This is a genomic window from Bacillus cereus group sp. BfR-BA-01524 (genome assembly GCF_022662595.1).
Lineage (GTDB): Bacteria > Bacillota > Bacilli > Bacillales > Bacillaceae_G > Bacillus_A > Bacillus_A thuringiensis_S.
Genome location: NZ_JAKUDW010000086.1, coordinates 1 through 22,093 on the forward strand (window position 1 = coordinate 1; position 22,093 = coordinate 22,093).

Consider the following 22,093-nt stretch of genomic DNA (forward strand, 5'->3'; position numbering starts at 1 on the left):
GGCTTTTTATTTTTTAGGAATACACATTATGATTGTAAATTTAGTCGATTAATACATCTAATATTCGAAATATTCAGTACAAAGAAAGTGGGGGAGGGAAGTACATTGCAAAATCAAATAGGTAAATTTGGGCGTATACTTCTCGCTGGAGGAATATTATTTACGCAAGTTGGTGTGCTAGATTACTCTGCAACGAAAGTTTATGCGGTTACAAACGACGAGCAAGGACGTTTTATCGTTCATATGGATAAACAAGAAATAAAAGTTGATGAAAATGTAGTATTAAAGATTACAAATACAAATAAACAAGATGTTAATATCGAGCTGAAATTATCTAATGAGCAGCTGTTCAATGAAGCAGAAACGAAAAAAATGAACGAAAACAATAAAGCGATTCAAAGCATTTCAGTAACAGAAGATCACATTGTAAAAATTGAAAAGAATGAGCAAAGTAATTTTATCGGTGACGTATATGTAGTCATTCAAATGAAAAAATCTGGAGAGTACAAATTTGAACCGATAGTGAAGTTTGAAGGAAATGAAAAGAAAATTGAATCTCCTTCTCTACATGTTGTAGAGAAAAAAGAGGCTTTAAATATAGCTATTTCTGATGAAAATCCAAAGGCTTCAGAGGAAGTTGTGAAAAAAGAAATCAGTGAAAAAGTGAAAGTATCGGAAGAAAATAAAAAACAAGAAATAAATGCTACTAACGCTGAAGTTCCAAAAGAAACGAAGACTTTAGCGAAAGAAAAGGTTAATGAAGAACTCGTACCAAAGGAAAATGAATTAAAAGAGAGCAATAGGATAAACGAAAATAATCAGGAATTACCTGCTATTCAAGCTGAGAAGGTATTAAAGAGCCAATCTCTACTAGCTGCTAGTCCTGTTACAAGTATTCTTAAATATCCAAATGTAAAGGTAATAAATAATAGAACAGGTGAAGGGCCTTCTATCTCGGGTAAATATGCTTTTAGATTTGTTTGGAGCCCACAAGTAACATATGAGGTAAAGGGTAGTAGCAATGACAGAACTGGTCAAAGTCAATATACATTTAGAAATTCAAATAGAGAACAGTACGTATTAGTAAAAAAAGCTGGTGAATATCAAGGGAAATGGATTGATGTCCGTATTAATATTCACTCTATGACAGCTTCATCTGTAGATGTTAAAACACCAATAACTAAAGGTGATGCAAAAAACTTTTTACAATTATATGGGAACGGAAGGTCAGGACAAACTTATAATGCTTCCTTTGAATTTTATGAACACGGAACAAGTAAAAAAGTACCATTAACGGCAATGTGGAATTTCAAAAGGATAAATAGTTATAAAAATGTAACGTTACGTAATGATGGTAGTCATTTAACGAATTTATACGTGTATGATACGAGTTCAATTAGGTATCAAGACAAAGGGAATAATAAAATCGAGTTTTCTGGAACAGCAGGTCCAGTAGCTACTCCAGAAGCAGATATGACAATTACATTTGATAATTTAACAGAATTACCGCTAGAAGTTAGATTAAATGCTTCAGGTGTTAATGTATCATACGACCAATTAGCGATTGCACAAATTGAAATTCCAGCTCCAAGTGTAATAGGAGATATTGTGGAAGATAATTCCCGTCAACTTTCTTATAAGGTATATCAAAATATGCCTGCTCAATCGAAAGAGATTCACTATGCGAAATCTTTTGTATTAGAAAGTGAAGTGAATAAGGATTTTACTGTGAATGATGTTTCCATTCAAGATGTGGAGAGTGGAGATGATGTAAGTAGTTTCTTTGATATTAGCAGGACAAACAATAAAGTCACTGCGGTTGCGAAAGTAAATGCGCTAAAAACAGAAGAATTCAACGGGAAAATTTATGAAATGACAATTACAGGTTCTCCTGTAAAAGGTGCTGATGTAATGAAATATTACAAAGGTGGTTATCTTGAAATACCGGTGTCAGCTAAAAATTATTTAGATGGCGATAAGAATGGACAAGATAGTAATCGAGATGGAATCGCAAAAATAAGGTATAAAGGTATTCCAACTGGGAAACCAGTCCTACAAAAAGTAGTGCAAGGAACAGATTTAACAAAAATGGATATTTCTAAATTTGTGACAGATTTATCTGTAGATACGAATTTGGATGTAGATAAACCAATATCAGTAGTGAAGTTAATCAATATTCCAGATACCAAAACAATAGGGAATCATACTGTAACGGTTGTAATTGAAACGAAGCAAGGTGTACAAGCGGAGATTCAAGTGCCGGTTACTGTCGTTGATGGGACTTTAAAGTTAGTAGACGTACCAAAAGAAATTACATTTGGAGATTTAACAATTCCATCGAAAACAACGACATACGCACCGAAGGAGATTTCAAATCCTTTAAAGGTAACCGATGATCGTGTTAAAAAGCAAAAATGGAGTGTATATGTAAAGGAAATTACACCATTAACTTCAGCGCAAAATGACACATTGACAGGAGCATTGATTTACAAACGAAATGGAAAGGATACACCTTTAAGCACTTCTAGTATAGAAGCATTCTCGTATACTTCTAAAAACGACGAGGAGGTTTCATTAAATTGGAAGGAAAACGAGGGAATTCATTTACAAGTAAAACCAGGGCCGAATGTCAAAGCAAATACAAAATATGCTGGACAGCTAGAATGGACATTAACCGATGCTCCTCTCTAAAAATATATGAAATATATAAATTTTAGAAAGGAGAGAGTAATGAAAAAAATAGTTGGTATTATCGTTTCCACAATTATATGTGTGCCGTTTCTTATGGCAAATGTAGTAACGGCTACAAGTACGAATTCAAAAGCGGGTATTACATTTTCGAATAGCTATACACCAAATACATCAACTGATCCGACAAAGATAAATACAAAAAAAGAGACAGTTGATAAAAATAAAAATGGAGATAAATATTTACCGAAAACAGGAGGCCAGACACGGGACTTCAAACAATATATAGGATTGTTTTCGATTGTTTTATCTCTATATGTATTCAAAAGAATTAGGGGAAAGCAAGTGTATTCAAAATAAAAAATAGATGAAAACAGAGAAAAGGGGAAGGTACATATGAAACTAGCAAAATTAGCATTAATCGGTGCAGTATCATTAACATCAGTTGCAGCAGTAGGAACTTCAGCATTTGCGGAAGAGAAAGCAAATATGAAATCAAAAACAGATGTAACGTTTATTGAAGATACAAGCACAACAGATCCAAACAATCCAGAAAATCCAAATGAAAAAGTTACACCAGAGAACCCTGGTGACCATGAAATAGGAACAAAAGGTCCATTAAGTATTAACTACGTTTCTAACTTACACTTCGGCGAGCAAGTTATCTCTGGTAATGATCAAACGTACTTTGCAAAATTGGATAAAGTGAAACAAGGGAGCAAAACAGTTGAAGTACCTAACTTCGTATCTGTAACAGATAACCGTGGTACAAATGCAGGATGGAAATTGAAAGTAAAGCAAAATGCACAATTTAAAAGTGGTAATAGTGAGTTAACAAATGCAGCTTTAAGCTTAAGTAACCCAGCTGTAAATTCTGTAACTGATGCACAATATGCACCTACAACATTTAAAAATAAAGTAACGCTAGCTCCAGGTGGAGATGCGGTGGAAATTACTACTGCCGCAAAGAATAAAGGTATGGGTGATTGGACGACTGCATTCGGTAAAGGAACAGAACAAGGTAAACAGAGTGTGAGCTTATTCGTACCAGGTACGACAGCGAAAGAAAAAGGTGCGAAATATTCAGCTGAGTTAACTTGGACTTTAGAAGATACACCAAACTAAGCTTATATAAGATTGAAAATTAAGAATGACTGAATTTTAAAAATGATCATAAAGGGGTATAAAACTATGAAACTAGCAAAAATAGCATTAATTGGAGCGGTAACATTATCATCAGTATCAGTAGGGACGTCTGCATTTGCAGCTGAGAAAGATGGCGGGAAATTAGACTCAAAAGCATTCATTAAATTCGAGAAAAATACAGATAAAATTGATGTTGTTAATCCAGAGAATCCAGATGAAACTGTAGATCCAGTTGATCCAGATAAAAAAGGTACAGATGGTCCACTAAGTATTGATTATGTATCTAACTTCAACTTTAAAACACAAAAAGCATCAGGGAATAACGAAATCTACTTTGCAGAATTAGATAAAGTAAAGAAAAAAGTAGACGGTTCTGTAATTGACGTGCCGAACTACATTCAAGTAACAGATAATCGTGGTACAAATGCTGGATGGCATTTAACAGTAAAACAAAATGGTCAATTCAAAACTGCAGATGATAAAGCGTTGGATGGCGCGGCATTGACATTAAAAAATTCAGCTTTGAAATCAAATGCAGGTAGCGACGCACCAACAGCAGAACAATCTATCACATTAAATCCAAGTGGTGCAGCATCTGATTTAATCGATGCAAAAGAAAACCAAGGTATGGGTACATGGGTAAATACGTTTGGTAAAGATGCAACAGAAGCGAAACAAAGCGTAGAGTTATCTGTACCAGGTAAAACGAAAAAAGAACAAACACAATACACAACTTCACTAACTTGGGAACTAACAGACGCTCCTATGTAAGTAAGAGGAATTTTAAGATAAAAGAGGAAAATGAGAAGAGATAAGGGAATGGCTTTAACCTTGTCTCTTTCTTGTCTATAAAATGGATATGAAGGGGATTACATAAGAGATGGTAAAAAAACTATTTACTAGCTTACTATTAATTACATTCTTCATGGTAAACGCTTTTTCAGTATATGCAGCTGAAATGAAATTCGCTGTGACAGCAGTTATACCAGAAAATCAAATTGATAAAAATCAAACGTATTTTGATTTGAAAATGCAACCTGGACAAAAGCAAACAATTCAAGTCCAAATGAAAAATGATACGAATAAAGAAGTTGTGGTAGAATCGTTTGCTAATACAGCAATTACGAATAGCAATGGTATTACAGATTATAGTACAGTAGAACCAAAAACGGATTCTACTTTGAAATATCCGTTTTCTAAAATTGCTAAAATGCCAAAAGAAACGAAAGTCCCAGCTAACAGCATAGTGACAGTTGATATAAACCTAGAAATGCCAAATGAGTCGTTTGATGGTGTTATTTTAGGTGGTTTATACTTTAAAGAAAAAGAAGATGAGAATGCAAAGAAAAAAGATGAAGGTGTGCAAATTGAAAATAAATATGCATACGCAATTGGTGTTGTTTTAAAAGAGACAGATACTGAAGTAAAACCAGACATGAAATTAAACGAAGTAAAGCCAACACAAATTAACGGGCGTAACGTTGTTACTGCAAATTTACAAAACGTAAAGCCAGCAATGTTAAAAAATTTAAGTGTTGATGCAAAGGTATATAAAGAAAAAGGTACAGACATTTTATTTGAAGCGAAAAAAGAAAATTTAAGAATGGCGCCAAACTCAAACTTTGATTACGCTATTAGCTGGGAAAACAAAGCATTTGATCCAGGAACGTACCGAGTAGAAGTGAAAGCCACTGATGGCGATCAAAAGTGGGAATGGATGAAGAAATTTACAATTGAAGGAAAGACAGCTGATAAGTTAAATGATACAGCGGTAGAAGCGAAAAAAGACTACACACTATATTACATTATCGGCGGAGTACTACTGTTAATTATATTATTAGTTCTTGTATTCTTCTTAGGTAGACGTTCTAAAAAAGAGGACGATAACGAAAAATAATATATTGATAGTGTAAAAAGAAATTAATGGATGTTTTACTACGAAAAATATATAATGGCTTTGTCTGTTATTTGTTGTAGTTCATTTATATTTCTATTTGTTGACCCGAATCTCGGGTCTTTTTTTATGAAATGAATTGCTATATGTTAGTAATTAGAAAAACAAAATATACAGCACTTGCAGCATGAATATAAAGTGGGGTTGTATACTCTCTCAAAAATAGGTTTCCAGCTGTAATACTGGTAGCATTAGTAAATTCGGTGCTACCAGTAGGTTCGTTTTCTGGCACAACGAAAGCATTTATGTTGGTACATGTGCTTTTTCATTTATCTATTTTTCTGTGGTCGATTGTATTGTGTATATAAATTTAAAAATGATAGCGTTAGAGCCACCATTTCTCCTGCGGAAGCAAAATAACATCCACATCAAAATTCTCTTTAAACCAATCATACATCAATGTCTCTTTCACTAAATATTCAGAGGCAGAGTGTGACACACCAATTAGAGACATATTCGTTTCTTTTACATAATCCATAATGAGAGAATATTTATGTCGGCCGTAATCATTGTCGATATGGCAATGGATTTCTCCTGTAATATATGCTTCAGCACCTTTTTCTTCTGCTTCCTTCATTAAAGATACAACATCGCCACATCCAGCGATAATTGCGATTTTTTTAATGGAATCATGTCGTTTACCTTCGAAGTCTGTGTAAGGAATGTGGAAGAGTTTTTTTAGATGTTTTTGGAGTGCTTCTGTCGATGTTTCATCTATTTCACAAATAAGGCCAACTGGTTCTTGTTCTGGACCTCCATATGCAAAGTTGTCCACTACAGTAGCATTTAATGCTTTTGCAATTGAAATACTCGTTCCATGTGTTTGATGAAAATCCATTGGTACGTGACATGTATATATAGAAAGTTGTTTTTCTTTTATTCCTTGCAAATATTTTTCAGGAATTGGTATGAAACCGCGGCCTGATCTTCCAATTGGATCACCGCACTCCATTACAAGGGGATGGTGCATAAAGAGTAAATCACCAGGTGTGGATTGTGAAATGAATGTTTCAAGAACGTCATCTGTAGGGAATACAGCTAAAAATACTTTGTTTACATTTTCAGCTCCGTGCATCATAAGGCCGTTAAATAAATCTACAAAATTTGCTTCGAAAAATTGTTGCCAAGGAAATTTGATAGGATCATATACGGCTGGGATAAATCGACTAAAGGCACTATCTTTTCCGTATTTTTCAATTTGAAATAAGTGATCGAGTGATTGCTCTATTTTTTTTAAGGCTGGCATGTTTGATAATCCTCCTTAAGATGATTCTTGCTTTATGAGTTGTTTGTATTCTTCGTAGCAAAATAAGAAGCGGATAGGAAACAAATAAAACCTAGAATCCAGTCAATAGAAGGAGAATAGGGAAGTACATGCTGTAATAGCATTCCGCTAGAAATGAAGAAACTACTAAATAGACCTAATAACATAGGATATCGTTGTAGTTTGAACACAGATAGTAAACATCTTTTCTCCTGCATGAACTACTCATAAAAGCTCGATTGCTGAAACTTTATCACATACATTGTATATTAGTCTTAATTTTCTGTATATAACTTTTAAGAAAAATGGTGATACAATATATGAATGATAAGAGAAGAGAGGATGAAGATTAACATATGTACGTTACTGTAACAGAAGCAGCATATAAAAAGATTATGGATACGATTCCAAGTGAAGCGAAATATATAAAGTTATTTTACGATAATGAGGGTTGCGGTTGTGTTATGAGCGGAATCATCGATTTAGTAGCTGTAGCAGAGAAAGATGAGCGCGATGTGGATATTGAATCAAGCACAATGAATTTTATCGCTGATCGTACAAAGCTTGTATTTATGGACGATAAGTTAACGGTTGATTGGCATGAAGGTGGAGGAACTTTTCAGTTGAAGAGCCCAAGCCAGTTTTATAATCCAAATATGAAGTTACACGTTCGAATATAGTAAAGAAAAGGTGGTTCCAAAATGTATTTCGGAATCACCTTTTTTATTTTATAAGTCGCTATTATTGTCGATATATTGAAAAAATCGCCGATATAATTTCATTTACCAAAACGTCCCAATAGTAAAAAGGTTTTTTCACATAATGAAATGTACATGTGATTGAATTTTCTGTATAATCTTCTTTGCGGAGGGGATACGCATGAGAAGATGGGGAATTGAGTTATTAATTTTAAGTGTTGTTATTATTTGGGGGATTAACTATACAATTGCGAAGTATGGACTTTTAGAATTTACAGCAATTGAGTTTACTGCACTTCGTATGATGGCGGCGGCACCGCTTCTGTTACTCCTTACCTTTTTTATTGAAAAGTCGGTTTATATGGAGCGAAAGGATATACCTAGATTAATCATCGTTAGCGTTGTAGGTATTGTACTGTATCAAACGTTATTTATGGAAACTGTCAAATATACATCCGCTACAAATGCCTCTTTACTCATTTCTATATCACCTATTTTTACAACTGTATTTGCGATTTTTCTGAAACAAGAAAATTTTTCTTCTCGAAAGTTAATCGGTTCTATGATTGCTTTTGTTGGTGCAGCATTAGTTTTAGTAGCAGGACATTCACTTACTAGTTCTTTTTATGGCAATGGAATTGGACTTATTACATCAATATGCTGGGGGCTTTATCCTGTTTTAGCAGGACCATTAATTAAAAAATATTCAGCATTACGTGTTACTGCATGGTCTGCATTAGTGGGTGCGATTCCGCTATTATTGTTAAGTGGTCCGCATGTGTTTGTCATGCCATTTCAAATTACTCACGGAATGACACTATTTGCTTTACTATATTCTATTTTCTTTGTCACAGTATTCGGCTTAGTGATGTGGTATGTTGGTGTTCAAAAAATTGGGGCGTCACATACGATGGTATATATGTATATAACGCCGCTTGTAGCTGTTTTATTTGCAGCTGTCTGGGCAAATGAATATGTATCGTTTCAACAGATCATCGGTGGAATTATCATTTTTGTCGGTCTATGGTTTGTGAAATCGGAGAAAATAAAAGTTCATTCTATTGCAGGGGAACCTATATCAAAATAGGAAAACAGATCACCTATGATCTGCTTTCCTATTTTTTTATTTTTGGTAAGAAGATGAGAAATAAGATAGCAGTAATAAGTGGGATTAAGTTTAAAAATGGAATACGGAAGAGTGTAATAAGAATAATACCAGGAAGAAGAACACCGAGGACAGCGTAAAAAATGCTATGGTTTTTCGTGTACCAATACAATGAAAGTCCGATAAGTGCAGGGATAATGAGGTGAATGAGAGCCATTAAAAAATAAATCATTAGACGCCCCCTTTATTTGTGTGCTTATTACATCATATCCGTATGTTCATAGATTGATATCATTTTTTTCATAAATGGACGAAAAAAGTTTGGAAAACCGTCACAAAATATGAGGATATGATGTTCGAAATCTTGTATAATATTATTTCCTAAAAACATTTAAACAACATAAACATACGGTTTATGTTGTTTTTGATTTGAGTGAAATGGATGTAAGGAATATGAATTTGAAAGAAATTTTTTGTTGGATAGATAAGAACGAATGAAGAGGGGTACAGCATGATTAGTATGTCACTAAGATCATTTAAAATCCAATCGTATTATATACTAGGTATTTTGTTACTAGGTTGGATGTTAACACCGTTTTCAGCACACTTTTTAGGCGCTGGAATTGGGCTTATTGTAAGTATGTATTGCGTTTGGCTTTTAGGGAGAAGAATTGAGAAGCTTGGAGATAGTATTGTAAAGAAGACGAAAGCACCGACACTCGGTATGTTTAACCGTTTTGCAGCTGCCATTTTGGGTGCTATTATTATGTACGAAATTGAGCACCACATGGTTATGTGGGCATTTGCAGTAGGGATTATGGGTGGTTATTTCTTAATCGTTGTGAATTTAGGATACTATAGCATGAAAGATGAGAAAGAACTAACGAAGAGTTAAAAAAGATAAAAAGATACTTTATAGATGGAATAGAGGATCTGGCGTGGGATAGAAGCGGTCAGTGCCTATTTAAGCCCCATTCGTCGTAAACCCAGAAGATGTAGTGGGTAGGAAAGTAGTTAATATGTTTGAATCCATGATGTGTACGTGTGAAAATTTGAGTATATAAATTAAAAATTGTGCTTGGACAGTCTTTAGGTGGAATAGAGGATTTAGCGAAGAGTAGAAGCTATAAGAGTATATAGAAAGAAGCTTACGTAAAAACGTAAGCTTCTTTTTTATGTAAGTGTGTGTAACCGTTAAGCCGCATTGGGTTTTGTCGGTGAGTACGCGAAACTTTACGGTTACACGACACTTATTCATATGAGTAAAGGGTTATTTCAACAGAAAGTTTTAATTTAAGCGATTGGGCCGCCTAAGTTAATAATATCTTCAGAAACGCTTTCGAACTTTTTGAAGTTCTCTTTGAATTCATTTGCAAGCTCGATTGCTTTTGCTTTGTAAGCAGCTTTATCAGCCCAAGTTTGTTCAGGCATTAACACTTCGTCAGGCACACCTGGTACGTGAAGTGGAACTTCAAGACCGAAGATGTCATGTTTAGCTGTTTCAGTTTTTGCAAGTTCGCCGCTTAATGCTGCTTGAATCATTGCACGAGTATAACCTAAGTTCATACGTTTACCAACGCCATATTCGCCGCCAGTCCAGCCAGTGTTTACTAGGAATACTTTCGCATCGTGTTTCTCGATTTTTTCACCAAGCATTTCAGCGTAGCGAGATGCATCAAGTGGTAAGAATGGTGAACCGAAGCAAGTTGAGAATGTAGCTTGCGGAGATGTAACGCCGCGCTCTGTTCCTGCTAGTTTACTAGTGTAACCACTTAAGAAATGATACATAGCTTGCTCTTTTGATAACTTACTGATTGGAGGCAATACGCCAGATGCATCAGCAGTTAAGAAAATAATTGTATTTGGGTGTCCAGCAACACTTGGCAGTACGATATTGTCGATCGCATGCATAGGGTATGCAGCACGAGTATTTTCTGTTAAAGTAGTATCGTTGTAGTCCGCGATACGCGTTTGTTCATTAATGATAACGTTTTCTAAAACAGATCCAAATTTGATTGCATCGAAAATTTGTGGTTCTTTCTCGTGAGAAAGGTTTACACATTTTGCATAGCAACCGCCTTCAATATTGAATACACCGTTATCAGACCAACCGTGCTCATCATCACCGATTAATTTACGGTTTGGATCAGCAGATAAAGTTGTTTTACCTGTTCCAGATAAACCGAAGAATAGTGCTACGTCACCTTCTTCACCTACGTTTGCAGAGCAATGCATAGAAAGAATATCTTGTTCAGGTAGTAAGAAGTTCATAATAGAGAAGATTGATTTTTTCATTTCTCCAGCGTATTCTGTACCACCAATTAGTACAATACGTTTTTCGAATGAAACCATAATGAATGCTTCAGAGTTTGTACCGTCAACAGCTGGATCAGCTTTGAAGTTCGGTGCAGAAACAATTGTGAACCCTGACTCATGAGTTGTTAATTCTTCTTCAGTTGGACGAATGAATAATTGATGTACAAATAAATTGTGCCATGCATATTCATTAATAACTTGAATTGGTAGGCGGTAATTGCGGTCAGCGCCTGCAAATCCTTTGAAGACGAATAACTCTTCTTTTTCTTTTAAGTATTCTAAAACTTTAGTATATAATTTATTAAAATGTTCTTCAGAAATCGGTTGGTTCACAGCTCCCCAAGCAATTTTGTCAGCAACCGATGCTTCTTTCACAATAAATTTATCTTTAGGAGAACGTCCTGTATATTTTCCTGTTGAAGCAGAAACGGCACCAGTAGAAGTTAATTTCCCTTCATTTCGCATTAATACTTTTTCCACTAATTGCGGAACACTTAGTTGAATCTGTGCATTGCTTCCGTTCAATAATTCGTGTAAACCAATTTGGACATTCACAGTACTCATATTTATATACCATCCTTTTCATTTAATGAAATATTTCTCGTAATCCCCAACAAGAGTATAACACAATTATATAAATAATGTATACTATTTATTTCTTTTTGTTTGTGTGAATGCATTATTTCCCTATTAATATTTCATTTCAGGCGTATTGAGAAAAACTTTCAGGAAAATGTGAATATTAATTGACAAATGAATATCATTTCTTTAGTATAGGTTGGGACGGATACTCTCTTATCCCGAGCTGGCGGAGGGACAGGCCCGATGAAGCCCAGCAACCTCACTTGTATTGATAAATACAGGTGAATAGGTGCTAAAACCTGTGCGAGGCTACAGGTCTCGAACGATAAGAGCGAAGGGCAAAAAGCAGTATGCAAGTAGCAAATTAAACCTTTCCTCTATGTAAAGTAGGAAAGGTTTTTCTGTATGCTTGTGTGGGAGAATAAATGTATGTCGCAGTTTGTGGCAAATTAAGGATGAGTTCCGTACAATATATACAATTACTGTAGGGAGGTTTACCACATGACAAAAAAACGTCATCTGTTCACATCTGAGTCTGTAACTGAAGGACATCCAGATAAAATTTGTGACCAAATTTCTGATTCAATTTTAGATGCGATCTTATCAAAAGACGCAAATGCACGTGTAGCTTGTGAAACAACTGTAACAACTGGTTTAGTATTGGTAGCGGGGGAAATTACGACTTCTACTTACGTAGATATTCCGAAAATCGTTCGTGAAACAATTCAAGGCATTGGTTACACACGCGCAAAATACGGATTCGATGCAGAAACTTGTGCTGTTTTAACATCTATCGATGAGCAGTCTGCTGACATCGCTATGGGTGTTGACCAAGCGCTAGAAGCACGCGAAGGTCAAATGACTGACGCTGAGATTGAGGCAATTGGTGCAGGAGACCAAGGTTTAATGTTTGGTTTTGCATGTAATGAAACACAAGAATTAATGCCACTTCCAATCTCGCTTGCTCACAAATTAGCTCGTCGTTTAACTGAAGTACGTAAAGATGATACATTATCATACTTACGTCCAGATGGAAAAACGCAAGTTACAGTTGAGTATGATGAAAATGGTAAACCAGTACGTGTTGATACTATCGTAATTTCTACACAACATCACCCAGATGTTACATGGGAAGAAATCGATCGCGACTTAAAAGAGCACGTAATTAAAGCTGTAGTACCAGCAGAATTAATGGATGGAGAAACGAAATTCTTCATTAATCCAACTGGCCGCTTCGTAATTGGTGGACCACAAGGTGATGCTGGTTTAACAGGACGTAAAATCATCGTTGATACTTACGGTGGATACGCTCGCCACGGTGGCGGTGCATTCTCTGGTAAAGATGCAACAAAAGTTGACCGTTCTGCAGCATATGCAGCTCGTTATGTTGCGAAAAACATCGTAGCAGCTGGTCTTGCTGACAAAGCAGAAGTACAACTTGCATACGCAATCGGTGTAGCACAACCAGTATCAATTTCAGTTGATACATTCGGCACAGGTAAAGTATCTGAAGACGTACTAGTAGAACTAGTTCGTAACAACTTCGATCTTCGCCCAGCTGGTATTATTAAAATGCTAGACTTACGTCGCCCAATTTACAAACAAACAGCAGCTTACGGCCACTTCGGACGTACTGATGTAGATCTTTCATGGGAACGTACAGACAAAGCTGCAGCTTTAAAAGAGCAAGCTGGTCTATAATATATGAAAAAAAGCTTTGCGCGGTGAGCGCAAAGCTTTTTTTATTTCGTTTTACTTACAATTTGAATGCATGATTTGCAATATACTTCTCCATCTAGCTCAATATACTTTTTCATATTAGTCATGCCACTTGCCGGAAATGGCATATGAATCCATGCCTTTTCATACGTTTGTATCTCCTTTTTACATGATTTACAAAGGGTGGGTTTCTTCTGGAACATATGCAATCAACCTTTCAATTGACGTGCTTTTCCTGCGCAAAAGGCACTGCTTAGTAAAAATAGTGTCGCGAATATAATGCTTACTAATGTAGCGTATGGAATTGCGCCTTTTAAGGAAAAGCCGACAGTGATTGAAGCGATGAATAAGAGGATAAATGTTGTTGTTAATTTTTTATATAGTTCCATAATATGTAGACCTCCAATTTATTTTTTAGTACAAGTTTTAAAATTGAATTCTATTATGTAGAAAATATAAGGAGTAGCTAAAGATGTGTAGTCTAGGAGTATAAGAAAGTGCACTTTCCTTTTTGTGGGTTAGTATACTTATATTGTATCATGGCGCATGATTGGCTTCATATATAATTGTGTAAAGATATGTATGATAAAATGAAGAAAAGTCTTTAAGAAAGGAAAGATACAAAATGAGTGTAACTGAACATAAAAAACAAGCTCCAAAAGAAGTGCGTTGCAAGATTGTTACGATTTCCGATACACGTACGGAAGAAACAGATAAGAGCGGACAATTATTACATAAATTATTAAAAGAGGCAGGACATACAGTGACCTCTTATGAAATTGTAAAAGATGATAAAGAAAGTATTCAGCAAGCAGTGTTAGCTGGTTATCATAGGGAAGACGTAGATGTTGTATTAACAAATGGCGGTACTGGTATTACGAAGCGTGATGTAACAATCGAAGCAGTGTCAGCATTGTTAGATAAAGAGATTGTCGGGTTTGGTGAGCTGTTCCGCATGATTAGTTATTTAGAAGATATCGGAAGCAGCGCAATGTTAAGTAGAGCAATCGGCGGTACAATTGGACGTAAAGTAGTATTCTCGATGCCAGGGTCGAGCGGAGCGGTTCGTCTTGCGATGAATAAATTAATTTTACCGGAATTAGGCCATATTACATTTGAGCTGCATCGCCAATGAGTAAGTGGGCTGGAATTGTATTAGCGGGCGGTATGTCGAGTAGATTCGGTGAGCCAAAAGCGTTAGCGAGCTGGCAAGATAGTACTTTTATTGAGCGTATTTTGAAAGTGATGACAAGTGCGCTCCAAGAAGTTGTCATCATCAGTCACTCCGATATAAAAGAGAGAGTAGAGCAATTCGTACAAGTTCCTGTTATAGAAGATATTCCGCACTATAAAGGAAATGGGCCGCTTGCCGGCATTGTATCAGGAATGGAATACATAGAAGCAGATTGGTACGCTATTATGCCTTGCGATGCGCCAAATGTTTCGCATGAATGGTTTACCATTTTACTAGAGCAAACGAGCAATGAATATGATGCGGTTGTACCTATTATTAATGGAAGAAAACAACCGTTATTTGCAGCGTATCATAACCGTGTGAAAGAAAAGATTTATGCTTTGCTTCAAGATGAAAAAAGAAGTATGAGGCAACTTTTATCACAATGCAATGTGAAGTATGTTGCTGGAGAAGATGTGCAAGCGAATACAGATTGGTTTATAAATGTAAATACGAAAGAAGAATACGTGCAGGCTCAAAAAGACCTTTCAAATGAATGAAAGGTTTTTTGATATACAGAATTGGGGAACAATTGCTGTATAAAGGTATGTGAGTAAGTTGATTTTAAGGGGAATTCTTAAAATCATTATACAGCAAAAACACTGTATAACCATATATTAATTTTTATGGGTTTTTATTACAAGTGTGTTTATTTATGTTTATTTTTGCTATAATGAATATGGAAATAAATGATATTTCACCTTATGTATCATTCATTCAACTAAAATTTACAAGTGTGTAATAAACTCCCTTCGTTTTTTGAAGGGAGTTTTTCTGTTCAAGCAAGTAACTCTGATGCGGTATGCTGAAGGACTTCTTCATACTGGTTAAGTAAGCCGCGAAAGATCTCATCCCAGCTTTTTGATTTTGCAAAAGATGAAGCTGCTATTCTCATCTGCTCAAGTTTTTCTTCATTTTGCAATAAAGAATAAATGGATGATAGAAATGCATCCTCATTTTTAGGGGGACAAAGAATTCCCGTTTTTCCATCTGTAATAATATTTTTAACCCCGCCACTATTTACACCAATGACAGGTGTGCCACATGCGAGTGATTCAAGTACGACATTTCCGAATGTTTCAGTAGCTGATGGAAATACCATTATGTTAGAACAAGCATATGCTTCAGCTAAATCTGCACTTTGTAAATAGCCAGTAAAAGTGACATTTGTTTGCGGAACAGCTTCACGCAAATTTGTTGCTAGAGGTCCGTCTCCTGCGATGAGCCAATGAATGTCGTTTCGAGTATGCGATGTTTTAACGATAAGGTTTTGCAACGTATCAATATCTTTTTCAGGAGCAATTCGTCCTACATAGGAAAGAACATACTTCGCTGTAATATTATATTTTTTTCGGAATAGGTCTGTATTGTAAGCTGGATGAAAGAGTGTGCAATCTACACCACGTCCCCAAATGGAGAGGGCCTGAAAGCCTTTATTTTTTAATTGATGTAATGTTTCAGGGGAGGGAACGAAATTTTTTTGCATATGACTATGAAACCATTTTAAATAGTTCCAAAGCATATTGGTGAGAAATTCAATTTTGTAATAGCGTAAATACGCATCGAAATCAGTATGATAAGAACCGACAACTGGGATGTTTAACTTTTTGGCGTAATACAGTCCACAAAGTCCCATGTTGAAAGGTGTGGCAATGTGAATAATGTCAGGTTTAAAGGAATGAAGTTCCCGTTTAATACGCGGAGTAGGAAAAGAAAAGCGACATTCTGGATATAATATTGTTAACGGGATACTTCTCATCTTGTTCACATTAGCCACGAAATTATCTTCAGCTGTATGTTGAGGGGCGAAAACAGAATAGGCGATCTGTTCTTTCTGAAAGTAACTTGTTAATCGTTCTAACGTTTTCGCAACCCCGTTAACTTGTGGCGTAAAAGTATCGGTAAAAATGGCGACTCTCATCATATCACTCCTTTATGTGAAAAGTGGGATGAATTGATAAAAAGAGATGATGCCAGAGCAAGTGCCAAGGCACATGCCGACGAATACATCTGACGGATAGTGAAGCCCTAAATAAATACGAGAAATACCGACGCATAATGCTAACGGTAATAGGAAAGCAAGTAAGCTTGGATTATAGCAAATAAATGGAATGAAGACAGAGAAAACGGCTGTTGTATGACCAGACGGGAAAGAGTGGTCTTTTAATGGATGGACTGGATATTTCGCATCCTGAATTGTTAAATAAGGACGTTTTCGTGGATACCACCTTTTTAATATTTGTACAGGAATATGGCTAATTGCTAAAGAAATAGCAGCAGCGATTGCCGCTTGGTGTAAAGTCCCTTTTGCAAAAATTAAAAAGAAAAGTGTAAGTGCAATGGAGAAAGTAGCACCACCGATATGGGTAATATTGCTGAAAAAGATATTTAATGTTTTTTGATCAAAGTAGCGATTAATTCCTTTAAAAATGTAACATTCTATTTTATATAATCCACTGACCTTCATGAAAATTCTCCTCCCTCGTTTACATATATATGGAGATATTAGCTTTTATTTTAATAAGATTTTGTTGAGGGAGTAATAATGTTTTGTAAAGAAAAAGTTAGTTTTTATATAAAAAAAGCTGCCAGTATTATGGCAGCAGTAAAATCATTTTTGTAGTGATTTATAATATTGACCTTTTTCAACATACTGCGTACGAATACGCTCCATATCTTTACGGTCTTCTTCTGTTAATTCACGAATGACTTTCGCGGGACGACCGAAAGCTAACGTGTTTGGCGGGATTTTCTTTCCTTGTGAAACGAGGCTTCCAGCGCCGATAAAAGCTCCTTCGCCAATTTCAGCACCATCTAATATAATGGATCCCATTCCAATTAAAGCATCCTTTTTAATATGACAGCTATGTAAAATAACTTGATGCCCAACTGTAACATCATCTTCTAAAATAAGAGGATACTGAGGGCTTTGGTGGAGTGTACATTGGTCTTGTACATTTACTCGGTCTCCGATTATTGTTGGTGACACATCACCACGGATGACTGTATTAAACCAAATACTTGATTCCTCGCCAACGGAAACATCGCCTGTAATCGTAACATAGTCAGCGATAAAAGCACTACTCGAAATTTTCGGATTTTTTTCTTTGTAAGGATATATCATGTAAAGTCTTCCTTTCCTAGAGACTAGTTTTAGTGTATCAAATTATGAGAAAGAGTGAAATGGAGGAGGTCCGTATGTGGAATTATGAAGCAGAGGAAGCGAAAGCTGTCATTGTTATCGTGCACGGCGCAATGGAATATCACGGACGTTACGAAGCCGTTGCGGAAATGTGGAATCATATCGGCTACCACGTCGTGATGGGGGACCTTCCGTCACATGGAACGACTTCAAGAAATAGAGGACATATTGATTCATTTGATGAATACATAGAGGAAGTTAAATTATGGGTGAAAGAAGCAAGAAAGTATAGGTTACCTATCTTTTTATTTGGTCATAGTATGGGCGGTCTTATCGTCATTCGTATGATGCAAGAAACGAAGAGAGAGGATGTAGATGGTATTGTTTTAAGTTCGCCATGTTTAGGTGTAGCAGCTGGACCTTCTGCTCCACTTCAATTTGCTTCAAAAATATTAAATGTTGTGGCTCCAAAATTGCAATTTGCAACGAATCTTACGGTGGAAATGTCAACAAGGAATCATGAAGTGAGAGATGCAATGGAGAATGATTCATTGTTCTTGCGCAAAGTATCAGTACGTTGGTATAGTGAATTGATTAAGTCTATCGAAATTGCTCATAAAAAAATAGACGATTTTCCAGACGTTCCGCTCTTGCTAATGCAAGCATGTGAGGATAAACTTGTAGATAAAACACGTGTCCGCATGTGGTTTGATAATGTTAAAATAGGTGATAAGGCATATAAAGAATGGCCGAATTGTTATCACGAGTTATTAAATGAGTATGAGCGTGATGAAATTTTGAATTATATTCAGTCATTTACTGAAATACATGTCAATAATATAGTAAAAACAAACAAATAAATCATTATTTGTACATTTAATAGAGGAGATGAAGGAAGAAGTGAACGTACCGAGTAATCCCATAACGCTCATGGCGAAAGTATACCGTGATGTGTTTCCGGTTGTACACCATGAGCTAGCGATGTGGAAAGAGCGTGCCTACCATATTCCGAATGATGAGCTTCATAGTCAGGCAATCGCAAGTATTGAGCATAAAACGTTTCATTGTGAGGGTGGTGGCATTTTATCGCTGCTAGCAAATGAACACCGAGAGGAATGTATTCGTTTTATCGTAGCGTATCAAACAATCAGTGATTATTTAGATAATTTATGTGATCGCAGTACATCGCTTGATCCGAATGATTTTGCTGCGCTACATGAATCAATGTTAATGGCACTATCACCTGAAGTGGAAGGTGGCGGTAATTATTATCGTTACCGTGATGATCAAGATGATGGTGGTTATTTAGATGAACTTGTTGAAACGTGCCAAGATGTTTTAAAGAAAACGAAGCACTATGACAAAATTGCTCCTGTTCTTCATGAACTTGCTTGTTATTATTGTGATTTACAAATTCATAAACACGTGAAGTTAGAAGAAAGAGAACCGCGCCTGAAAACATGGTTTGAAGCACATAAAGAAAACTTACCTGAGATGAGCTGGTTTGAATTTTCAGCATGTGCCGGTTCTACGCTTGGAATTTTCTGCCTTGTAGCATATGCATTTCATGATGAATTACATGATGAAGATATTGCGAAAATTAGACAAGGATACTTTCCTTACGTACAAGGACTTCACATTTTACTTGATTATTTCATCGATCAAGAAGAAGACCGTATAGGCGGGGATTTGAATTTCTGTAGTTATTATGAAAACGAGCAAGCTATATTAGATCGTATGAAACACTTTGTAGAAGAAGCAGAGAAGAGCATTGGTGATTTACCTCATGCGAAGTTTCATCGTCTCATAAGCCGAGGATTACTTGGTATTTATTTATCAGACCAAAAAGTATCAGCACAAAAGAATATGCACAAAATGGCACGGCGCATTGTAAAATACGGAGGTCTCACTTCACGATTCTTCTATTGGAACGGGAAGATGTACCGAAAGAAAATGGCGCAGTGATGAAGAAAACCACTCATGTAGAGTGGTTTTTTTATTATGACCGTATTTTTGAAAATACATATATGAGAAGTTCAATTGCAAAAATAACTAAAACAGATAGTCCGAATAAAGGCATGACAGCGCCTAGTATAACCATCATGATAAAGAAAACGAATATACTTTTCTTATCTCTTTGTTTTGGAGGTGCTGCTAATTTTCCTTTCGGCTTTCTTGCTAACCACATTTTTATTCCGTAATAAATGAGAAGTAGTAGAGATAATGTCGTTAGTAAGCATAATATTTTATTTGGCCATCCGAATAAATGTCCTTCATGAAGCGGGATACCGTAAGTGAACCATTGTGCAAGTAATCCATAATCACGATAGTCCGTTTTTGAAATGAGTTCCCCGCTATATTGATCAAAGTAAGCTGTTATCTCTTCACTTGGTGCAACATGCATCCCTGTAATACCAGAACCGCTCGATTTCGAAACAGTGAATACACCTTTCGGATCAGCTGGTAGTGAAATAACATATGGCTTCTTTATTTCAATTCCTTTTTGTAATTCATCGACAGAAATTGCTTTCGGTTCATTTGAATTCGATTCAGGAGGAGCTTCTTTTCTTGTTGCCCACGGCAATTCTTTTACCTTTGATTCAGGCGGTGCCATGTACAATTTTGGATATCCGAGTGATTCATTAGAAGATGCAATTTTATAAATTTGGTTCCCCATAAATCCTGACCATGGCAATCCAGATGAGATTAGCAGAAAGAGAGGAATTGTAAATATAATACCGATAATAGAATGACGTCTTTTTGCTTTTTCTCGCTTATTGGATGATGGTGTGTTTTTAAATTGGCGTATACTCATGTACAATCCGGTTACGATTAAAAAGATTGTCCAGCATGCTGCAAGTTCTACAGTATAGTTGACGACAGTGCCACCAACTAAAAGAGAACTATGTAATTCCCTCATTATATTGGCAAACGTTTCACTTGCGTTTTGATCCCCAACAATTTGATTATTGCTATCTAAATACACATATTTTTGTTGCCAAGTATACTCATTTGCAATCGTAAGTCTCGTATTATAATCCCCATTAAACTCACTAATTTTCGCCACGCTATAATGTGGATATTTTTTCTCTGTTAAGGAAATAGAATCAGCCATCGAAATAGATTCTGTTTGAGCGCTCTTTCCAAAATATAAATCTTTATAGATGAAATCTTCAACTTCCTCCCGAAATAAATACCCAATTCCGCTCAGTGACAAAGTAATAAGAAGCGGCGTAATAAAAAGTCCAGCATAAAAATGCCAACGCCAAAAAATGTAATGAAGCGAACGATTTTGTTTCATACTTTCAGTTCCCCTAACCTTCCCTATATGAATAACTACTTATTTAATATAGCGAGATTAAGTGTGATTACTTTGAAAGAATTGTGAAGAAAGTTAAAAGTTTTTAGGGGTTTCAACATTTATAAATATTTCTTCTTATTTGATAAATACATCTCAACAACCGCTTTCGCAAGACATTGAGCAGAATCAACAAAATCCTCACTCGCCACCACATTCAAATCGGTACATGCGATAATTGCAGTATCTACTTCATCTTCCAACTGTAAAACGAGCGCATTCCATAATTCGCAAGCTTCTTCACTCTCTCCAGATTTAATCCAAGTAATAATTTGATTAATCATTTCCTGCCATTTTTTATGATGAATGTATTCTATATTACGTTTTGTAATCCCATCTTGGTAAATCCCAGCTTGAACAGTTGCTTCTGTTGCGAGAAGCGCAACTCTTTTTGTATTTTCAGGAATTGTTTTTAACGTTTCATCGACTATATTTAAAATCGGGATAGAAAGCGAACGCTGTAATTCTTCAAAATAAAGATGCGCCGTATTGCACGGCATAGCGATAAAGCTTGCGCCAGTACTTTCGAGTTTTTGTGCTCCTTCAATAATCGCTTTTTTCATCGCTTCGTGATCAATAGGGCGATCCATGTAAAACGGTGTTGGGCACGAGTAAATCATCATATGAGGAAAGTCCATATCATGTTTTGCTCCGTATATTGTTTGGCACCTTGCTACAACTATATCGACGAATGGTCCAGTTGATTTTGGTCCCATTCCTGCTAGTATTCCGATCATTGGTTTGTCTCCTTTAAGATTGTATATATCCATTATATAGGAGGATAACAAAAAGACGTGCAGTGAATGCACGTCTTTTTTTGTTACGTTTTGTCGAACAATCGATATATCCGAGAAATCGTTGATATATTGTAAGTTATGATAGATATA

Annotated in this window: 23 protein-coding genes and 1 riboswitch; of the genes, 13 read left to right on the plus strand and 10 right to left on the minus strand. The window is 35.9% G+C overall.

Translation table 11 applies throughout. From position 1 onward, the window contains the following. Positions 1-105: 105 nt before the first annotated feature. The 5 genes from MR170_RS23575 to MR170_RS23595 all read left to right on the plus strand — a co-directional run bounded on the left by MR170_RS23575 (position 106) and on the right by MR170_RS23595 (position 5,731). Entirely contained in the window at positions 106-2,691 is a 2,586-nt protein-coding gene (locus tag MR170_RS23575; protein ID WP_242309534.1) for a WxL domain-containing protein, read from the plus strand. Between the two features lie 39 nt (positions 2,692-2,730). Continuing rightward, entirely contained in the window at positions 2,731-3,048 is a 318-nt protein-coding gene (locus MR170_RS23580) for an EF2685/EF0750 family sortase-dependent surface protein (protein WP_242309536.1), read from the plus strand. A gap of 36 nt (positions 3,049-3,084) precedes the next feature. After that, entirely contained in the window at positions 3,085-3,813 is a 729-nt protein-coding gene (locus tag MR170_RS23585; RefSeq protein WP_000761532.1) for a WxL domain-containing protein, read from the plus strand. 66 nt (positions 3,814-3,879) lie between these two features. After that, positions 3,880-4,605 carry a WxL domain-containing protein gene (locus tag MR170_RS23590; protein WP_242309538.1) on the plus strand — a complete coding sequence of 242 codons (726 nt, stop codon included), beginning with the start codon at positions 3,880-3,882 and terminating at the stop codon, positions 4,603-4,605. 109 nt (positions 4,606-4,714) lie between these two features. Further along, complete coding sequence (locus MR170_RS23595) at positions 4,715-5,731, plus strand: WxLIP family cell surface protein (protein ID WP_242309540.1); 1,017 nt, start codon at positions 4,715-4,717, stop codon at positions 5,729-5,731. 382 nt (positions 5,732-6,113) lie between these two features. Here MR170_RS23595 and MR170_RS23600 read toward each other — a convergent pair whose 3' ends face one another. Next, entirely contained in the window at positions 6,114-7,034 is a 921-nt protein-coding gene (locus MR170_RS23600; RefSeq protein WP_242309542.1) for a Nif3-like dinuclear metal center hexameric protein, read from the minus strand. Between the two features lie 374 nt (positions 7,035-7,408). Between MR170_RS23600 and MR170_RS23605 the strand changes: the two genes are divergently transcribed. Beyond that, entirely contained in the window at positions 7,409-7,732 is a 324-nt protein-coding gene (locus MR170_RS23605; RefSeq protein WP_000289569.1) for an iron-sulfur cluster biosynthesis family protein, read from the plus strand. A gap of 199 nt (positions 7,733-7,931) precedes the next feature. Next, a complete protein-coding gene (locus MR170_RS23610; protein WP_242309544.1) occupies positions 7,932-8,837 on the plus strand; it encodes a DMT family transporter in 906 nt (301 codons plus the stop codon). A 28-nt stretch (positions 8,838-8,865) separates the two neighbouring features. Here the strand turns inward: MR170_RS23610 and MR170_RS23615 are convergent, their stop codons facing one another. Beyond that, the gene (locus tag MR170_RS23615) at positions 8,866-9,087 is read right to left on the minus strand and encodes a hypothetical protein (RefSeq protein ID WP_000639042.1); all 222 of its coding nucleotides are present in this window, start codon (positions 9,085-9,087) and stop codon (positions 8,866-8,868) included. 279 nt (positions 9,088-9,366) lie between these two features. Between MR170_RS23615 and MR170_RS23620 the strand changes: the two genes are divergently transcribed. Beyond that, positions 9,367-9,750, plus strand: a complete 384-nt coding sequence (locus tag MR170_RS23620; RefSeq protein ID WP_000624926.1) for an ATP synthase subunit I — start codon at positions 9,367-9,369, stop codon at positions 9,748-9,750. A 398-nt stretch (positions 9,751-10,148) separates the two neighbouring features. On the opposite strand, the gene pckA is transcribed toward MR170_RS23620, so the two are convergent. Beyond that, entirely contained in the window at positions 10,149-11,735 is a 1,587-nt protein-coding gene (gene pckA, locus MR170_RS23625) for a phosphoenolpyruvate carboxykinase (ATP) (RefSeq protein ID WP_016079985.1), read from the minus strand. 228 nt (positions 11,736-11,963) lie between these two features. After that, positions 11,964-12,085: riboswitch (SAM riboswitch) on the plus strand. Between the two features lie 169 nt (positions 12,086-12,254). Between pckA and metK the strand changes: the two genes are divergently transcribed. Beyond that, the gene (metK, locus tag MR170_RS23630) at positions 12,255-13,454 is read left to right on the plus strand and encodes a methionine adenosyltransferase (protein WP_000163117.1); all 1,200 of its coding nucleotides are present in this window, start codon (positions 12,255-12,257) and stop codon (positions 13,452-13,454) included. 41 nt (positions 13,455-13,495) lie between these two features. Here the strand turns inward: metK and MR170_RS23635 are convergent, their stop codons facing one another. Both MR170_RS23635 and MR170_RS23640 read right to left on the minus strand, forming a co-directional pair. After that, positions 13,496-13,675 (minus strand): hypothetical protein, encoded by a 180-nt coding sequence (locus tag MR170_RS23635; protein ID WP_226604630.1) that lies wholly within the window; start codon positions 13,673-13,675, stop codon positions 13,496-13,498. A 6-nt stretch (positions 13,676-13,681) separates the two neighbouring features. Further along, positions 13,682-13,861 (minus strand): hypothetical protein, encoded by a 180-nt coding sequence (locus MR170_RS23640; protein WP_002123244.1) that lies wholly within the window; start codon positions 13,859-13,861, stop codon positions 13,682-13,684. A gap of 236 nt (positions 13,862-14,097) precedes the next feature. Here MR170_RS23640 and MR170_RS23645 point away from each other — a divergent pair, with 236 nt between their 5' ends. Then, the gene (locus tag MR170_RS23645) at positions 14,098-14,607 is read left to right on the plus strand and encodes a MogA/MoaB family molybdenum cofactor biosynthesis protein (RefSeq protein WP_016079987.1); all 510 of its coding nucleotides are present in this window, start codon (positions 14,098-14,100) and stop codon (positions 14,605-14,607) included. Next, complete coding sequence (locus MR170_RS23650) at positions 14,604-15,206, plus strand: molybdenum cofactor guanylyltransferase (RefSeq protein ID WP_242309546.1); 603 nt, start codon at positions 14,604-14,606, stop codon at positions 15,204-15,206. The genes MR170_RS23645 and MR170_RS23650 overlap by 4 nt, the downstream gene beginning before the upstream one ends. 278 nt (positions 15,207-15,484) lie before the next feature. Here the strand turns inward: MR170_RS23650 and MR170_RS23655 are convergent, their stop codons facing one another. From MR170_RS23655 to MR170_RS23665, 3 genes are all read right to left on the minus strand, one after another. Then, positions 15,485-16,627 (minus strand): glycosyltransferase family 4 protein, encoded by a 1,143-nt coding sequence (locus MR170_RS23655; RefSeq protein ID WP_242309548.1) that lies wholly within the window; start codon positions 16,625-16,627, stop codon positions 15,485-15,487. A 12-nt stretch (positions 16,628-16,639) separates the two neighbouring features. Further along, entirely contained in the window at positions 16,640-17,173 is a 534-nt protein-coding gene (locus MR170_RS23660) for a phosphatase PAP2 family protein (protein WP_000868578.1), read from the minus strand. Between the two features lie 144 nt (positions 17,174-17,317). Further along, positions 17,318-17,830, minus strand: a complete 513-nt coding sequence (locus MR170_RS23665) for a gamma carbonic anhydrase (RefSeq protein WP_000640219.1) — start codon at positions 17,828-17,830, stop codon at positions 17,318-17,320. 74 nt (positions 17,831-17,904) lie between these two features. Between MR170_RS23665 and MR170_RS23670 the strand changes: the two genes are divergently transcribed. Both MR170_RS23670 and MR170_RS23675 read left to right on the plus strand, forming a co-directional pair. Beyond that, a complete protein-coding gene (locus MR170_RS23670) occupies positions 17,905-18,708 on the plus strand; it encodes an alpha/beta hydrolase (RefSeq protein WP_097981129.1) in 804 nt (267 codons plus the stop codon). Between the two features lie 40 nt (positions 18,709-18,748). Beyond that, positions 18,749-19,813: a tetraprenyl-beta-curcumene synthase family protein gene (locus MR170_RS23675; protein ID WP_001102475.1), complete on the plus strand. Its 1,065-nt coding sequence runs from the start codon at positions 18,749-18,751 to the stop codon at positions 19,811-19,813. 34 nt (positions 19,814-19,847) lie between these two features. On the opposite strand, the gene MR170_RS23680 is transcribed toward MR170_RS23675, so the two are convergent. Together MR170_RS23680 and MR170_RS23685 are read right to left on the minus strand one after the other, a co-directional pair. Beyond that, positions 19,848-21,149, minus strand: coding sequence for a PepSY-associated TM helix domain-containing protein (locus MR170_RS23680; RefSeq protein ID WP_242309550.1), 1,302 nt, complete (start codon positions 21,147-21,149; stop codon positions 19,848-19,850). A 119-nt stretch (positions 21,150-21,268) separates the two neighbouring features. Then, positions 21,269-21,943 carry an aspartate/glutamate racemase family protein gene (locus MR170_RS23685; protein WP_242309552.1) on the minus strand — a complete coding sequence of 225 codons (675 nt, stop codon included), beginning with the start codon at positions 21,941-21,943 and terminating at the stop codon, positions 21,269-21,271. Between the last annotated feature and the right edge of the window lie 150 nt (positions 21,944-22,093).

Excerpts from the sequence above, each read along its gene's own strand:
- MR170_RS23580 (WP_242309536.1), top strand. The coding sequence starts at position 2,731 with ATGAAAAAAATAGTTGGTATTATCGTTTCCACAATTATATGTGTGCCG.
- MR170_RS23585 (WP_000761532.1), top strand. The coding sequence starts at position 3,085 with ATGAAACTAGCAAAATTAGCATTAATCGGTGCAGTATCATTAACATCA.
- MR170_RS23590 (WP_242309538.1), top strand. The coding sequence starts at position 3,880 with ATGAAACTAGCAAAAATAGCATTAATTGGAGCGGTAACATTATCATCA.
- MR170_RS23595 (WP_242309540.1), top strand. The coding sequence starts at position 4,715 with ATGGTAAAAAAACTATTTACTAGCTTACTATTAATTACATTCTTCATG.
- MR170_RS23600 (WP_242309542.1), bottom strand. The coding sequence starts at position 7,034 with ATGCCAGCCTTAAAAAAAATAGAGCAATCACTCGATCACTTATTTCAA.
- MR170_RS23605 (WP_000289569.1), top strand. The coding sequence starts at position 7,409 with ATGTACGTTACTGTAACAGAAGCAGCATATAAAAAGATTATGGATACG.
- MR170_RS23610 (WP_242309544.1), top strand. The coding sequence starts at position 7,932 with ATGAGAAGATGGGGAATTGAGTTATTAATTTTAAGTGTTGTTATTATT.
- MR170_RS23615 (WP_000639042.1), bottom strand. The coding sequence starts at position 9,087 with ATGATTTATTTTTTAATGGCTCTCATTCACCTCATTATCCCTGCACTT.
- MR170_RS23620 (WP_000624926.1), top strand. The coding sequence starts at position 9,367 with ATGATTAGTATGTCACTAAGATCATTTAAAATCCAATCGTATTATATA.
- pckA (WP_016079985.1), bottom strand. The coding sequence starts at position 11,735 with ATGAGTACTGTGAATGTCCAAATTGGTTTACACGAATTATTGAACGGA.
- metK (WP_000163117.1), top strand. The coding sequence starts at position 12,255 with ATGACAAAAAAACGTCATCTGTTCACATCTGAGTCTGTAACTGAAGGA.
- MR170_RS23635 (WP_226604630.1), bottom strand. The coding sequence starts at position 13,675 with ATGTTCCAGAAGAAACCCACCCTTTGTAAATCATGTAAAAAGGAGATA.
- MR170_RS23640 (WP_002123244.1), bottom strand. The coding sequence starts at position 13,861 with ATGGAACTATATAAAAAATTAACAACAACATTTATCCTCTTATTCATC.
- MR170_RS23645 (WP_016079987.1), top strand. The coding sequence starts at position 14,098 with ATGAGTGTAACTGAACATAAAAAACAAGCTCCAAAAGAAGTGCGTTGC.
- MR170_RS23650 (WP_242309546.1), top strand. The coding sequence starts at position 14,604 with ATGAGTAAGTGGGCTGGAATTGTATTAGCGGGCGGTATGTCGAGTAGA.
- MR170_RS23655 (WP_242309548.1), bottom strand. The coding sequence starts at position 16,627 with ATGAGAGTCGCCATTTTTACCGATACTTTTACGCCACAAGTTAACGGG.
- MR170_RS23660 (WP_000868578.1), bottom strand. The coding sequence starts at position 17,173 with ATGAAGGTCAGTGGATTATATAAAATAGAATGTTACATTTTTAAAGGA.
- MR170_RS23665 (WP_000640219.1), bottom strand. The coding sequence starts at position 17,830 with ATGATATATCCTTACAAAGAAAAAAATCCGAAAATTTCGAGTAGTGCT.
- MR170_RS23670 (WP_097981129.1), top strand. The coding sequence starts at position 17,905 with ATGTGGAATTATGAAGCAGAGGAAGCGAAAGCTGTCATTGTTATCGTG.
- MR170_RS23680 (WP_242309550.1), bottom strand. The coding sequence starts at position 21,149 with ATGAAACAAAATCGTTCGCTTCATTACATTTTTTGGCGTTGGCATTTT.
- MR170_RS23685 (WP_242309552.1), bottom strand. The coding sequence starts at position 21,943 with ATGATCGGAATACTAGCAGGAATGGGACCAAAATCAACTGGACCATTC.